The organism is Acidovorax sp. SDU_ACID1, assembly GCF_045291395.1.
Taxonomy (GTDB): domain Bacteria; phylum Pseudomonadota; class Gammaproteobacteria; order Burkholderiales; family Burkholderiaceae_C; genus MR-S7.
Window position 1 is genome coordinate 519,102 of the sequence record NZ_CP152342.1, and the last position, 15,386, is coordinate 534,487.

At 66.7% G+C, this 15,386-nt stretch carries 8 protein-coding genes and 1 pseudogene; 3 read left to right on the forward strand and 6 right to left on the reverse strand.

Features of this window, described 5'->3' with window-relative positions; all coding sequences use genetic code 11:
* Positions 1-21: 21 nt before the first annotated feature.
* The 4 genes from AAG689_RS02515 to AAG689_RS02530 all read right to left on the reverse strand — a co-directional run bounded on the left by AAG689_RS02515 (position 22) and on the right by AAG689_RS02530 (position 6,237).
* Positions 22-1,695, reverse strand: a complete 1,674-nt coding sequence (locus tag AAG689_RS02515) for a Na/Pi cotransporter family protein (RefSeq protein WP_406624626.1) — start codon at positions 1,693-1,695, stop codon at positions 22-24.
* 76 nt (positions 1,696-1,771) lie between these two features.
* Complete coding sequence (gene lspA, locus AAG689_RS02520) at positions 1,772-2,263, reverse strand: signal peptidase II (RefSeq protein ID WP_406624627.1); 492 nt, start codon at positions 2,261-2,263, stop codon at positions 1,772-1,774.
* The gene (gene ileS / locus AAG689_RS02525; RefSeq protein WP_406624628.1) at positions 2,263-5,112 is read right to left on the reverse strand and encodes an isoleucine--tRNA ligase; all 2,850 of its coding nucleotides are present in this window, start codon (positions 5,110-5,112) and stop codon (positions 2,263-2,265) included. Before ileS ends, lspA begins: the two co-directional genes overlap by 1 nt.
* Positions 5,113-5,205: 93 nt before the next feature.
* The gene (locus AAG689_RS02530; RefSeq protein ID WP_406624629.1) at positions 5,206-6,237 is read right to left on the reverse strand and encodes a bifunctional riboflavin kinase/FAD synthetase; all 1,032 of its coding nucleotides are present in this window, start codon (positions 6,235-6,237) and stop codon (positions 5,206-5,208) included.
* A gap of 111 nt (positions 6,238-6,348) precedes the next feature.
* Here AAG689_RS02530 and AAG689_RS02535 point away from each other — a divergent pair, with 111 nt between their 5' ends.
* Positions 6,349-6,906 (forward strand): HNH endonuclease, encoded by a 558-nt coding sequence (locus tag AAG689_RS02535; protein ID WP_406624630.1) that lies wholly within the window; start codon positions 6,349-6,351, stop codon positions 6,904-6,906.
* 16 nt (positions 6,907-6,922) lie between these two features.
* Here the strand turns inward: AAG689_RS02535 and AAG689_RS02540 are convergent.
* Positions 6,923-7,497: pseudogene (locus tag AAG689_RS02540) on the reverse strand (sensor histidine kinase).
* Positions 7,422-8,819, reverse strand: a complete 1,398-nt coding sequence (locus tag AAG689_RS02545) for a 7TM-DISM domain-containing protein (RefSeq protein WP_406624631.1) — start codon at positions 8,817-8,819, stop codon at positions 7,422-7,424. The pseudogene AAG689_RS02540 and the gene AAG689_RS02545 overlap by 76 nt, the downstream one beginning before the upstream one ends.
* Before the next feature lie 183 nt (positions 8,820-9,002).
* Between AAG689_RS02545 and AAG689_RS02550 the strand changes: the two genes are divergently transcribed.
* Both AAG689_RS02550 and AAG689_RS02555 read left to right on the forward strand, forming a co-directional pair.
* On the forward strand, positions 9,003-9,701 hold the full coding sequence (locus AAG689_RS02550; RefSeq protein ID WP_020228729.1) for a response regulator transcription factor: 699 nt from the start codon (positions 9,003-9,005) through the stop codon (positions 9,699-9,701).
* A 702-nt stretch (positions 9,702-10,403) separates the two neighbouring features.
* On the forward strand, positions 10,404-15,338 hold the full coding sequence (locus AAG689_RS02555; RefSeq protein ID WP_406624632.1) for an IPTL-CTERM sorting domain-containing protein: 4,935 nt from the start codon (positions 10,404-10,406) through the stop codon (positions 15,336-15,338).
* Positions 15,339-15,386: the final 48 nt, after the last annotated feature.

Here is a 15,386-nt window from a genome sequence, read left to right on the forward strand (position 1 = left end):
CAGCCACTCAGGGGGTTGTGCTCAGGGATGGTCGCCCAGCGGCTCGGGAGGTGCCGGGCGCTGCGTCTTGAGGCGGCTGGGCGCCAGCACGCCGGCCGTCTCCAGGATGGGGTAGGCGATGGAGCTGATGTGCGAGTTGATGCGCTTCAAGTCGCTGATCAGGTCGATGTGCAGCGAGCTGGTTTCCATGCTCTGCACCGTCTTGTCCGACAGGCGCGCCAGGTGCGTGGCGGCGTAGGCGCGCTCCAGCTCGCGGAAGCGCACCTTCTCCTCCAGCAGACGCTGCGCGTCGCGCACGCTGCCGTTGAGGAACACGCTCATGCCCAGCCGCAGATTGCCCACCAGGCGCTCGTGCAGCTCGGTGATCTCGGCCATGCCGGCCTCGGAGAATTCGCGGCCCTTGCGGATCTTCTTTTCCTCGATGTCCTGCAGCACGCGCTCGATGATGTCGCCCACCTGCTCCATGTTGATGGTGAAGCTGATGATGTCGGCCCAGCGGCGGCTTTCCTCCTCGCCCAGCGCCTCGCGCGAGATCTTGGTGAGGTAGTACTTGATGGAGGAGTACAGCTCGTCCACTTCGTCGTCCATCTTGCGCAGGCGCTCGGCGAGCTGCTGGTCGTTCTTGCGGATCACGTCGAGCATGCCGGTCAGCATGGTCTCCACCACGTCGGCCTGGTAGAGCGCCTCGCGCGCCGCGCACGAGATGGCCAGCGACGGGGTGGACAGGGCCGATGGGTCCAGATGGTGTGGCCGGCGTCCCTGCGCTCCTTCGGGCCGCGGCAGCAGGCGCGCAACGCCGTGCGCCACCCATTGCGTGAAGCCGATGAAGCCCACGCTGATGACCACGTTGTAGACCAGGTGGAACAGCACCACGCCGTGCGCGGTGCTGGGGATGCGCGGCTGCACGTAGGTCAGCCACAGCCCGATGAACGGCGCCACGCAGGCGATGCCCATCACCTTGAAGGCCAGGTTGCCCACCGTCACCTGGCGCACTTCCACGGCCGACTTGGCGGTGGTGAACACCGCCACCAGGCCGCTGCCCAGGTTGGCGCCGAGCACCAGGCCCAGGGCCACGTCCAGCGGCACCACGCTGGAGGCCGCCATGGCGGCGATCAGCAGCACGATGGCCAGGCTGGAATAGGCGAGCACGGCGAGCACCGCGCCCAGGAAGATCTCCATCACGATGTCGCTGCTCACCGAGCCCAGCATGGCCTTGATGACGGGCGAGGAGAGCATGGGGCCGCTGGCCTGCACCACCATCTCCAGCGCCAGCAGCATCAGCCCCAGGCCGATGAGCACGCGCCCCACGCGCCCGGCCGTGGTGTCCTGGCGCGCGATGAACAGCACCACGCCCACGAAGATGAACAGCGGCGACAGCCACGACAGGTCGAACGAGAACAGCACCGCCATCAGCGCCGTGCCCACGTCGGCCCCGCGCATCACCGCCAGCGCGGCGGGCAGCGTGATGAGCCCCTGGCCCACGAACGACGAGGTCATGAGCGAGGTGGCCGTGCTCGACTGCACCAGCGCCGTCACCCCCATGCCCGAAAGCGCTGCGGTGAAGCGGTTGCCCATGCTGCGCGCGAGCATGGTGCGCAGGTTGGCGCCGAACACGCGCAGCACGCCGGTGCGCACCAGGTGGGTTCCCCACACCAGGAGGGCGATGGCGGCCAGCAGGTTGAGCAGATGCTTCATGGACGGCGTTCAGAGGAGGCGCCGCTCCGGCGGCGCAGAACATTGCAGCATACCCCTGAATCGCCCCTGCGGGCGGCTAGCTTGCCCTGCGCACCCGCAGCAGCTCGTCGATGATGAGGCAGGCCGCGCCCACGGTGATGGCGCTGTCGGCCACGTTGAAGGCGGGGAAGTGCCAGCCGCGCAGGTGGAAGTCCAGGAAGTCCACCACATAGCCGTGCTGCAGCCGGTCCACCACGTTGCCGATGGCGCCGCCGAGGATGCTCGACAGCGAGAAGCAAAAGAGCTTCTGCCCCGGGTGCGCGCGCAGCTGCCAGAGGATGAACGCAGCCGCTGCCAGGCCGATGGCCGTGAACAGCCAGCGCTGCCAGCCACCCGCGTCGGCCAGGAACGAGAACGCCGCGCCCGTGTTGTGGGCGCGCACGATATTGAAGAAGCTGGTGACGTAGGTGGCGTCGCCCAAGCGGTAGTAGCCCAGGATCAGCGTCTTGGTGAACTGGTCCGCGATGAACAGCAGCACCGCCCAGCCGAGCCAGGGCCAGATGCTGCCCGCCTTGCCCGCGCGCGCCATCAGGCGTGCGCCCGGCTTTCGCCGGTGCCGTAGAGGTTGCTCACGCAGCGGCCGCACAGCGTGGGATGCTCGGTGTTCGCGCCCACGTCGGCGCGGTAGTGCCAGCAGCGCTCGCATTTGGTGTCGGAACTGGTTGCGACGCTGATCTGGAGAGCGCTGCCAGCTACCAATGTGATAGCGGAAACGATGAACACGAACTTCAGGTCGTCGCCCAGGCTGGCGAGCAGCGCATGGTCTTCGGGTGCGGCGGCGAGGGTCACCACGGCCTGCAGCGACGAGCCTATCGCGCCCGCGGTGCGCACGGCCTCGATCTCCTTGTTCACCGCGTCGCGGATCTCGCGCAGGCGCTCCCACTTGGCGGCCAGCCCATCGCCCTCCGTCAGGATGGTCTGGTAGGTTTCCAGGTAGATGGAGCTGGAGTGGCCGAACACCTTCCATGCCTCTTCGGCCGTGAACGAGAGGAAGGGCGCCATCCAGCGCAGCATGGCATGCGTGATCTGGTGCAGCGCGGTCTGGGCGCTGCGGCGCGCGAGGCTCTTGGGCGCGGTGGTGTAGAGGCGGTCCTTGAGCACGTCGAGGTAGAAGCCGCCCAGGTCTTCCGAGCAGTAGAGCTGCAGCTTGGCGACCACGGGGTGGAATTCGTACACCTTGTAGTGCGCCAGGATGTCCTGCTGGAGCTGCGCGGCGCGCGAGAGCGCGTAGCGGTCGATCTCCAGCATCTGCTCGAACGGCACGGCGTCCTTGGCGGGATCGAAGTCGCTCACGTTGGCCAGCAGGAAGCGCAGCGTGTTGCGGATGCGGCGGTAGCTGTCCACCACGCGCGCGAGGATCTTGTCGTCGATGGCGAGGTCGCCCGAGTAGTCGGTGGCCGCGCACCACAGGCGGATGATCTCCGCGCCCAGCTTGCCGCTCACCTCCTGCGGCGAGACGGTGTTGCCCAGCGACTTGCTCATCTTCTTGCCTTGGCCGTCCACCGTGAAGCCGTGCGTGAGCAGGCCCCGGTACGGCGCGCGCCCGAAGATGGCCGAGGCCAGCAGCAGCGAGGAATGGAACCAGCCGCGGTGCTGGTCGTGGCCTTCCAGGTACAGGTCGGCCTCGGGGCCCGTGTCGTGGTGCATGCCCGCGTGCGTGCCGCGCATCACGTGCCAGAAGGTGGAGCCGGAGTCGAACCACACTTCGAGGATGTCGGTGCTCTTGGTGTAGTGCTTCGCGTCTTCTGCGCCCAGGATTTCTTCCGCCGTCACGCGGCTCCAGGCTTCGATGCCACCCTTTTCGACAATCTCCGCCGCCTGGTCGATGATTTCCATCGTGCGCGGGTGCAGCTCGCCCGAGTCGGTGTGCAGGAAGAAAGGGATGGGCACGCCCCACGAGCGCTGGCGCGAGATGCACCAGTCGGGCCGCCCGGCGATCATGTCGCGCAGGCGTGACTTGCCGTTCTCGGGGTAGAAGTGGGTGTGCTCGATGGCTTCGAGCGCGATCTGGCGCAGCGTCTGCGCGGGCTTCTGCGCCGGGTCGGTGAACACGCCTTCACCCTCGTCCATGCGCACGAACCATTGCGCGGCGGCGCGGTAGATCACAGGCGTCTTGTGGCGCCAGCAGTGCGGGTAGCTGTGGGTGATGGTCTTGGTGCCTATCAGGCGGCCAGCGACCCTGAGCGCGTCGATGATGACCGGCACGGCTTTCCAGATGTGCTGGCCGCCGAACAGCGGGAAGTCGGCTGCATACGTGCCGTTGCCCTGCACGGGATTGAGGATGTCCTCGAACTTCAGGCCGTTGGCCACGCAGGAGTTGAAGTCGTCCACGCCATAGGCGGGCGAGCTGTGCACGATACCCGTGCCGTCGTCGGCCGTGGCGTAGTCGGCCAGGTACACGGGCGAGATGCGGTCGTAGCCCTTGTCCATGTCGGCCAGCGGGTGCTTGAACGGCATGTGGTCGAGCTTCTCGCCCTTGGCGGTGGCGACGACCTGGCCTGCGATGCCCCAGCGCTCCAGGCATTGCTCCACGAGGGCGCTGGCCACGATGAGCAGGCCTCGCTCGGTGTCCACCAGGCTGTATTCCAGCTCGGGGTTGACGTTGAGCGCCTGGTTGGCGGGAATGGTCCACGCGGTCGTCGTCCAGATCACGACGAACGCGGGCTTGGTCAAGGCGGGCAGGCCGAAGGCGGCGGCGAGCCTGGCCGGATCGGCGGCCGGGAACATCACGTCCAGCGTCTGGCTCTGCTTGTCCTGGTATTCGATCTCGAACTCGGCCAGCGACGAGGCGCAGTCGAAGCACCAGTACACGGGCTTGAGGCCGCGGTAGACGAAGCCGCGTTCCATCACTTTTTTCAGCGCGCGCAACTCGCCGGCCTCGCTCGCGTAGTTCATGGTCTTGTAGGGGTTGTCCCATTCGCCCAGAACGCCCAGGCGCTTGAAGTCCGCCATCTGCTGCGCGATCTGCTCGGTGGCGAAGGCGCGGCCCTTGGCCTGCATCTCGTCGCGCGGCAGGTTGCGGCCGTGCAGCTTCTCGATGGCGTTCTCGATCGGCAGGCCGTGGCAGTCCCAGCCAGGGGTGTAGAGCGCGTCGAAGCCTTCGAGCTGGCGCGCCTTGACGATCATGTCCTTGAGGATCTTGTTCACCGCGTGGCCGATGTGCAACTGGCCGTTCGCGTACGGCGGGCCGTCGTGCAGGATGAATTTGGGCGCCCCCTGGCGCGCGGCGCGCAGCTGCTTGTAGATGCCCTTCTCATCCCACTCCTTGGCCCAGCCCGGCTCGCGCTTGGGCAGGTCGCCGCGCATGGGGAAGGACGTGTCGGGCATGTTCAGCGTGCCGCGGTAGGCGCTGGTGTTCTTGGGCGTTGGGTCGGACATGGGGAAACCTTCAAATCAAGGGCGTTCCAGGCGCACAACCTGGAAGGGGGCGAACGGTGCGGAAAGCGGGCGAGGGGGGCGAAGGCAGCCCCGTCAAATTCGGTCGCGGGTGGTCTGGCGACGGGTGGCCGCGAAATACGCACGCGCGTCATCGCAGTCCTTGGCGATGCCGGCGGTGAGGGCGTCCAGGCTGTCGTATTTCAGCTCGTCGTGCAGTTTGTGCAGCAGTTCCACGCGCACGATTTTACCGTAGGCCCCCTCGGCGCCCAGATGGGCCGGCCACTCCAGGCAGTGCGTCTCCAGCAGCACGCGCCCGCCGTTCACGTCGTCGGGGTCGAGCGAGGGGCGCACGCCCAGGTTGGCCACGCCGGGCAGGGGCTCGCCATCCAGCCCGTGGACCAGCACCGCGAAGATGCCGCTGGCGGCAGGCTTCCAGTGCGCAAAACGCAGGTTGAGCGTGCGAAAGCCGTCCTGGTGCGTGCCGCTGGCGGCCGAGCGGCCCAGCGTGCGCCCCAGCTTGCGCCCGTGCACCACGTGGCCCGAAATGGCGTACGGCCGGCCCAGCAGCGCCGCGGCATCCTCCATGCGGCCCGCGCCCAGCGCCTCGCGCACGGCGGAGCTGGAGACGCGCAGGCCGTGCACCTCGTAGCTGTTCATGCGCGCCACGTCGAAGCCACGCGCGCGCCCGGCCTCGTCCAGCAGCCGGTAGTCGCCCGCGCGCTGCGCCCCGAAGCGGAAGTCGTCGCCCACGAGCACGTAGCGCGCGCCCAGGCCGCGCAGCAGCACGTCGTCGATGAAGGCCTCGGGCGACAGCCGCGCCAGCTTCTCGTTGAACGGCAGCACCACCGCCTGCTGCACGCCGCAGCCGGCCAGCTCGGCCAGCTTGTCGCGCAGCGTGCCGATGCGCGCAGGGGCCAGTTCGGGGCGCTTGTGTGCGCCCGCGAAGTAGTCGCGCGGGTGCGGCTCGAAGGTCAGCACGCAGCTGGGCACCCCGCGGTGCCGTGCCTCGTTGTTCAGCAGCGCCAGCATCGCCTGGTGGCCGCGGTGCACGCCATCGAAGTTGCCGATGGTCAGGGCGCAGGCGGGGGCCACGTCAGGGTGGTGCAGGCCTCGGAATATCTTCATGGAATGCTTCTTGTTTTATAGCTGCCAGCGCTTGATGCACAAGCGCTGGAGGCTTATTTCACATGAAAAGAGTATATTGTGCGCCAGCGTTCCACTCAGAGGAGGCGTGTCGTGAAGGTCTTGAAGCTGTCGGCCCAAGGGCTGCCGCAATCGTGGATTTCACTGGAGCAGGCGGTCACGCACTACGCCGCGGGCGAGGTGCGCTGGGAGCTGGGCGCACGGGTGGCCCTGTTTCGCGGCGGGCACAACGCCATCACCGGCGAGCAGTCGCAGGTCGCGGTGAGCAGCATCATCGGCACGCGCGGCGTGTGCGGCATCAACCCCTTCGACCTGCGCCCCAGCCTGACCAACGGCAAGCTGTTCGCGCGCGATCGCAACGTCTGCGCCTACTGCGGCGGCCACTTCCAGGAGCAGGACCTGACGCGGGAGCACATCGTGCCCTTCGCCCGCAATGGCGTGGACCACTGGATGAACGTGGTCACGGCCTGCCGCCCCTGCAACCACCGCAAGGGCCCGCGCACGCCCGAACAGGCGCACATGCCGCTGCTGTACACCCCCTACGTGCCCAGCCTGTGGGAGGACTTCATCCTGCGCAATCGGCGCATCCTGGCCGACCAGATGGAGTTCCTGATGGCGCATGTGCCCAAGTCGTCGCGGCTGTTGAGCTGAAAACCATTTCAGTTTGCTAAGGCAGTGTGAGCATGAAACATGTGCCGTGGCCCGGGGCCGAATGCACGCGCACGTCGCCCCCATGCAGCCGTGCCACGCGCCGTGCCACCCAGAGCCCCAGGCCGAAGCCCCTGGCCTGGTCGGTGCGGTGGCCGCGTTCGAACTGGTCGAAGATGCGCTGCACCGCATCGGGGGCAGTCCAGGGCCTTCGTCGGTCACCGATAGCTCCAGCGAGCCTTGTGCGTTGAGCCTTGCGGCTACGAGGATCTGGCCTGCCTGTGCGTACTTGACCGCGTTGTCCACCAGGTTAGACAGGGCGATATGCACCAGCGTGGGATCGCACGGCCACTGCGCTGGCGCGTCCTGGGTGCGCAGCCGCAGGTGGTGCCGCGGCGACCAGCGCACGAGCTGGGCGGCTTCCTCGGCCAGGGCCGGCACCGAGGCCATGCCTTGCTGCAGCCCGAAGCCTGCGGCGTCCAGCCGCTCGCTGACCAGGCAGTTGTCCACCAGGGTCGTCAGGCGCCGGCACGCACGGCGGATCTGCGCGGCGCGCTCGACTTGCGGGTCGAGGTCGGGGAAGGGAAGGACCATTGTTCCGTGGCCGCGCTGTCGATCACCGCCAGGGGCGTGCGGAATTCGTGGTTCACCATGTTGAAGAACTGGCGCTGGTCCTGGCGCAGCTCGCGCTCGCTGTGCAGTGCCGCCTGCAGCGCATTCTGGGTGCGCAGCAGCTCGGCGGTGCGCTCTCGCACCCGCTCCTCCAGCGATTGCTCCGATTGTTCCAGCGACTTGACCAACTGGGCGCGCTGCGCCATCGACTGGCGGAAGCGTTCCAGCAGGTCGGCCCCGACGGCGACCGCGATCAGGATGTTCAGCAGCAGGGCCATGAGCTGCCAGTAGGTGCGCGTATCGACCTGGGCGGGCAGCAGGCCCATGGCGGTTGCCGTCACATAGCTGCCCACCACGGCGTACAGGCTGTAGGGCGTTGCCAGCAACAGGTGCACAGCCGACGGGCCGCTTTGACGCAGCTTGTTCCACGCCACCCAGGTGCCCAGCATGCTGGCGAACCACGGCACCGTGATGGCGAAAGCCGCGAAAGGCGGATAGCGATTCAGGGGGATGCTGGCGATCGCCAGCAGCGGGGCTATGGCCAGTGCGAGCAGCGCCGTATCCACGCGGCGCCAGCGCGTGCCGCGCGTCAGCAGCTCACGCACCTGCCACGCAAAGGTGGCAGGCAGGATGAACACTCCCACACTCACCAGCAGGTCGGACCAGTGCGACAGATGATCGGGCAGCCACAGGTGCGCATAGCCCTGCACATTGAAGCCGTGTAGCAGCACCGTCGTGGAAAAAGCGGCCATGGCCACGAGGCTGCGCGTGCGCAGTGCCAGTGCCGCGCCAATGATCAGCAGGGACAGCAGCAGGTTGATGCCCAGGTGCACGCCCGCAGCCCACTCCGTTCCGGCCAACCCTGCCATCAGCCCCGTGCTGCGCCGCACCACGGCATGCACCTGGGTGGCGCTCAGGGTCTGTACCCGCAGGATGAACGACGTATCCGCCACCAAGGGAAACACCAGTTGGCGCACTCGCACGCGCTGCGACAGGGGCACCGTGTCGCCACTGTCGTATGCACGCCACGTTTCTCCCAGTCGCTGGTAGAGCGTCACCTTGTCCAGATAGGCAGGCATCACCTCCAGCCAGAGCGGATCGGCGGCGGCTGGCAGGATGGGAGGGGCAGCCACCTTCACCCAATACACCTTGTGGCTGTAGCCCTCGTTCAGCGGGGCGTGCTGCGTTTTGAAGGCGCTGTCCGGCAGGGCCGCCACGTCGTCCACCGTCATACGCCCGTGGGCGTCTTCCAGCACCTGCATGGGCCAGTCCGTGCCCAGCTTCAGGTTCGGTATGGGTTGCACGAAAAACGTGGGACCCAGCAGGAAGAGGGCCACTACGCAAACCGACATCACTACCCACAAAGGCAGCGGGGCCAGCATTGACAACAAAGGTGAATCCAGCCGTTTAGTGAGTCCTAGTGAGTTTTTGTACATGGCGTTACAGATGGGCGGCTATGACAATCCCCGACGTCATTGAAACCCATCATGCACCAGCAGTCCCCTACCCATTTCATAGTCGCCGTGGTCGAGGACGACGAGGACATCCGCTCCAACGTCTGCCGTTTTCTCGAAAAAAGTGGAATGCAGGCCTGGGGTGCCGAATCCGCAGAAGACTTCTATGTAAGCCTGCTGCGGCAGCGTGCCGACTTGGTCGTCGTCGATTTGGGACTGCCCGGTGAAAGCGGCCTGAGCCTGGTGCGCCGCCTGGCGCAGCAAGGCGTGCCCGCCGTGGTGCTCACCGCCCGGGGCGATCTGGAAAGCCGCATCGCCGGGCTGGATGCCGGCGCGCTGCAGTATTTCGTCAAGCCCACCGACCTGCATGAGCTGGTGGCCGGGATCCGCTCGCAATTGCGCCGGGGCGAGGCAACGCAGGCGCCTGCACCGGCCGGTCATGTTGTTCCTTGGCGCCTGGATGCCATGGCGGCACAATTGGTTGCTCCGAATTTACGTACCGTTGCACTCACTACCCGTGAGTTGGAACTGGTAGGACACTTGATCGCTGCCAAGGGCAGCCTGGTGACCAAGCAGGGTCTGGTGGATGCGATGGGCGCGGGGGATGTGGAGGACGGCTTTCACCGCATCGAATCGCAGCTCACCCGTTTGCGGCGCAAGACGCTGGAGGCGACGGGCATGGCGTTGCCGGTACGGGCAGTTTTTGGCAAGGGGCTGGTGTTCGTGCCATGAGCCAGGTGAGATACATTTCAAAACAATATGCCGTTGCCGTCGCGCAACGGCTTTTTTCTATCTGGTTTCGAATAAAGAAAGGGGCTCTATGACCATCGGGAGAGCATTGCGGTCGCTGTCGGGCAGGCTGCCGCTGGGGGGCGTGCTGGCCGTACTGGCCGCGTCGCTGCTGGGGGGCAGCCAGCCGCCGCGCAGACCTGCCAGCCGGACAAGCTGTACGACATCATCACCAGCTCCTTTCACCAATCGGTGGCGCAGCGCACCGATGGCTCCTGGGCGGGTTGGGGAGAGAACATGGGCGCGCTGGGTGACTCCGGCGCCACGGGATCAGGGCCGGGACCGACGAATCCGTACGTTTACACCGGCAACAGCGTTGGCCGCCCGCTGGACATCATTGACGGTGGCACCTGGGCTTTTGGTCAGCCCCGGCTGGGCGGCAGTGCCCCGGTGCTGATCACCTTGGGCAGCAACACATCGAGTGCGCAAGTTGTTGCGCTTACCACCACGGGTCTTTATGCCTGGGGAGACCCCAACACTGCTGTACTGAGCCAGGACATCAAAAGCACCCAAACAGCGGGGCCGATTACCGTCAATGGCAAAACCGATGGCTTGCCGCCCGGAGTCTCCCCCAACGATGTGGCGCAGCTTTTTGCCACCAACGGGTTGCTTGCCCTAGTCACCAAGCCGGACAAAGGCGGTGAGGTGTGGACACTGGTCAACAAGCGCCTTGGGACGGGTGGTGAACGCTTGCGGGGCGATGGCTCCACGGGCACGGCCACCGACAACGAGTGGCACCGCGTGCGCACCAATGCTGCCGGCAACCCGGTGCTGCAGAACGCGCTGGCCGTGCGGGGGCAGGTGGGTGGCGCCAGCAAAGGGGCGCTGATGGTGCACACCAGCGACGGTGTGCTCTATGCCTGGGGCTATACCCCGTATTTCGGCGACGGTGCTGCCGTTTCCCCGACCTCCTATGCAACCCCCATGACCTTGCCGCAGGAAAGCGGCAACCCCATCACGCCGAAGATGATTGGCGTGACCGGCAACTCCACGGCCAACAACACCATGTTCGTGCTGTCCAGCACGGGCACGCTGTACTCGGTGGGGGCGAACAACCAATACCAGTTGGGTGCGGGCCTGACCGCGGCGGAGCAACGGTCCTGGCAGACGGTGCAGATTGGCACCGGCAGCGGGGCCGGCACCAGCCTGGTGGGCGACGTCGATTTCTTCAGTGTGCAGGAACACGATGTGGGTGGCGGTAGCGGTGGCGCCGCCGGTGCGCTGATTACCAGGGACGGCACGGTTTACACCTGGGGCAACAACAACGGCAGCATGATTGGCGCGCCTGGCGGCGCGGGGGCGAACCATGTCGGAAAGCCGAACTATCTCGGTGGCGCTGCTGGTGAGCAAAAGGCCAAGCTGATTGAGGTGGGCGGCCACACCACGGTGTTTTTGCCGAAAAGCAGCCCGCAGTTCTGCTACGTGGGCCACCAGATCCAGGGCAGCATGGGGGATGGGGTTATTTCTACGGCAACGCAGTCGGCATTCAACTGCTCTGCTACTCCGGTGCTGAACATTTGCGGCACATCGGGCTTTGACTACGGCGATGCACCCAAGGGCTATGAAAACAGCGGCGGCAGCAACCAGGCCATGCACTTCTACGCCAATGGCGGCGATAACCCGAACGACAACAAGCTGTTCCTCGGCGCATTCGCGCCACAGCAAAACGACCAAACGCCCAAGAATGTGGTTAGCGGCACCAAAAACGTAGGCTCCTACGGCGACTACATTCCCGGCCCGCCCACCCTGTTGTGGGAAGAAGACGGGATCGTGGAGGCCCAGAATGACTTGGGCAACCTGATTGCGGTAACGCCTGGCGATGAATTGCCCCACATCGTGGACAGCGCGACCAGCTACTCGCTGAAAGTGCAGTTCACGAACACCTCGGGCAAGGCGGCAACGGTCTATGCCTGGGTCGATTGGGACAACGATGGCATTTTCCAAACCAGCGAAGCTGCGACGGCCAACGCACCCACGGGGGTATCCGGCGGCAGCGTGACGCTGAACTGGACCGTGAGCGGTCTTGAGGAAGGCTACCGCTACATTCGCCTGCGCATTACCACGGCCACGGCGGTGGACGCCAATTACAACGCCCGGTTTCCGGCCGAAAACGTCATCGTCAGAACCAATGAGGACAAGCGCGCGCTGGGCTTTGCCCTCGACGGCGAAATCGAAGACCACCGCGTGCGCGTGGTGAAGGCCAGTGGCGTGGCTAACGTGCCTCCGGTCGCAGTGGATGTGACCACGGCGCCTGTCGGCCTGGGCACGGCCCCCACACGGCTGGTGCTGCCGGGCACCAGCACGGCGGCCAAGCTGGCGGGCACGGATACCGATGGCGCGGTGGTTTCCTACCAGATCATCAGCCTGCCCACGAATGGCACGCTTTATCGCCTGGACGGCAGCATCCCCGTGCCCATTACGACCATCCCTCCGGGCGGACTGTTCCTTGAAGCCGATACCGAGCTGTGGTACGCGGGCGCGGACCCCGTGGAAGCGAACTTCACCTTCAAGGCCATCGACAACAACGGTGATATGTCGGACGACACCGCCACTTACACCATTCCCAAGGCCCAGATCAAGGCCAATGGCGACAGTGCGGTCACGACGCCCGGCACAGGCGTCATGACGCCGGTGACCACCAACGACTGGACCAAGGTTTTTGACGGCTCGGGCAATGAGACAACGCCGGCGCCTGGGTTCGGCGTGACGGGGAAAACGAATGGCGCCAACGGCAACGTCGTGTGTACTGCCACGGCCTGCACCTACACGCCCAGCGTTGGCTACACGGGGACGGACTCCTACACCTACACCATCTGCATGGCCGCGCCGAATACGCACCTGTGTGATACGGCCACGGTGACGGTGAACGTGGCGCTCGCTCCGCCCAACATCGACATGGGGGTGGAAGTCACCGTGCCTGCCACGCCCGTGCCCTACGGCTCCACCCAGACCGTGACGGCGGTGTGCACCAACAACGGCAACGCGAACGCCACCGGCGCCACCTGCGGCATCGGCAACCCCGGCCCCGGCAACGGCACGCTGACCCTGCAAGGCGGTGCCTGCACCCCGGCATCGCCGCAGGCCACGCTGGCACCTGGCGGAACGATCACCTGCACGTATGACTACGTCGCGCCAGGGCCGGGCAAGCCATCGATCGATCTGACGGGCACTACGAGCGCAGGCAATGAAACCGCTGGCAATGCGGGCAACAACACCCAGACCAAGGCGGTGAAGATCAGCGGCCCCGACGTGTTCGCCAAGATCCAGTCCCCCGCCACCGCCAACCCCGGCGACCAGGTGACCACGCTGGTGACCTTCGGCAACCAGGGCGACCAGCCCGCCGACGGCGTGACCTATGAGGTAACCCACCTGCCTCCAGACCTGGACGGCGTGCAATGCACGGGTGCCACCTGCGACTACGACCCCGCCACGGGCAAAGTCACCATCACCGGCCTGCCCACCACCCTGGCGGGCGGCCAGCAGAACCAGGTGGCGCTGAAGTGGAAGACGCCTGCCGCCACCGCGAACTACACGCTGACGGCGACGACTGCCACGACCACGGCCAACGACCCCCTGCCCAACAACACGGCCGATGCGCCGCTGGCGGTGGCGGCAGGCGCGGGCCAGTCCGTGGCCGAGGTGACGACGGCGGTGCAGGTGCCCGCCACGGCAGGCACGAACCAGCCCGTGACCGGCAAGGTGACCTACACCAACATCGGCAGCGTGACGGCCACCGGCGTGACCTACAAGGTGGCGCTGGATGGCGGCGTAACGCCCACGGTGAGCTACAAGGGCGCGCCCTGCACGGTGGCCGGTGACGGCACGCTCAGCGGCTGCAACCTGCCCACGGTGCTGCTGCAGGGCGAAAGCCTGGAGCTGGCCGTGAGCTACCCTGCGCCCGCCACGGCAGGCCAGCAGCGCACGGTGACCAGCACCGTGGGCGCCACCAACGACGGCGACTCCGCCAACAACCAGGCCACGGGCCAAACCGCCGCGCAGGCCACGGCCCCGTCCACCACGCCCGACGTGACCACCACGGTGGCCCCGCCCGCCAAGGTCACGCCCGGCAAGACGGTGAAGGTGCCGGTGACGTTCACCAACATCAGCCCGACGACGCCTGCCACCGGCGTGACCTACACGCTCACCTTGCCGGATGGCACGCAAGACGTGGCCTGCACGCTGCCCACGACCTGCACGGTCACCGGGGGCAGTGGCAGCGACGTGGTGGTGACGGTGAACAACCTGCCCACCACCCTGCAGCCCGGCCAGTCCGTGCCCATGGAGCTGACCTACACGGCGCCCGCCAGCGGCAGCGTGCAGATTGCCAGCCGCGTGGATGCTTCGGGTGAGCTGCCTGCAGACCAGGGCAACAACGCGGCAGTGGCGGCTTCCGCCGTCAACGCCGCGCCCGGCCCGGACATGGCCATCGACGTGACCACGCTGCCGCCCACGGTGGTGCCTGGCGTGCCCTATGAAGGCAGCTTCACCTGCACCAACCTGAGCGCGACGGACGCAGCCACCAACGCCACCTGCACGGTCACGGGCCTGCCGACGAACGTCACCACGCAGTCCTGCACCATCGATGGCGCGCCGTGGGCGCAGCCTGGCATCGTGCCCGCGGGCAAGCAGGTGGTGTGCACCGTCGGCGGCACGCCGCCGATCGGCAACACGACGACCGACACCAACGTGAAGGGCACCACGGGCAGCGACGGTGATGCCGACCCGGGCAACAACATCAGCGACCAGCCGGTGCGCGTGGTGTACCCCGACATGTCCATCGACCTGTCGGGCCTGCCCGGCTCTGCCATCGTGGGCAAGCTCTATGAAGGCAGCTTCACCTGTACCAACACCACCGCGAACCCCGCGCCGGCCGATGCCGCCACGGTGTGCGCGGTGACCAGCCTGCCTGCGGGTATCTCGATGGGGGCTTGCGCCATCGGCGGCACCACGTGGAACCAGCGCGAGGCCGTGCCTGCGGGAGCGACGATCCTCTGCCAGGTGAGCGGCACGCCTACTGGGGGTGGCTCTACCGTTCAGGGTGATACCAATACGCCGGGTGACAGCAACAACGGCAACAACCAGCGCACGAAGGCCATCACCGTGACGGCCGCGCCCGACCTGGCGGCAGGCCCCACGGGCGGCACCTTGCCCCCAGGCACGCTGGGCAAGCCTTATACCGGCGGCTTCACCTGCTCCAACCAGGGCTCGGCGGATGCCACGGGGGCTGCCTGCGACATCACCGGCCTGCCCAACGGGCTGAACAAGGGCGCTTGCACGATCGACACCGCCGTCCCGGCTCCGGGGTGGAGCAATGGCGACACGATCCCCATGGGCGCTACGGTGACCTGTGCGATCACGGGCACGCCCACCGCCGCCACGCCCGGCCCGGTCACCACCACGGTCACCACCTCGACCACCTCGGCTCCTGGGGATTCGAACCTTGGCGACAACACGCAGAGCCCGACGATCACCATCGCGGCGGTGAGCCCCACGGGCATCCCCACGCTGTCGCAGTGGGGGCTGCTGGCGCTGTCCGGCCTGCTGGCCTTCCTGGGCATGGCCCGCCGCCGCAGGGTGTGAGTGAAAATGGCTGCTGGCGCTTGTCCATCAAGCGCAGGCAGCTAGATT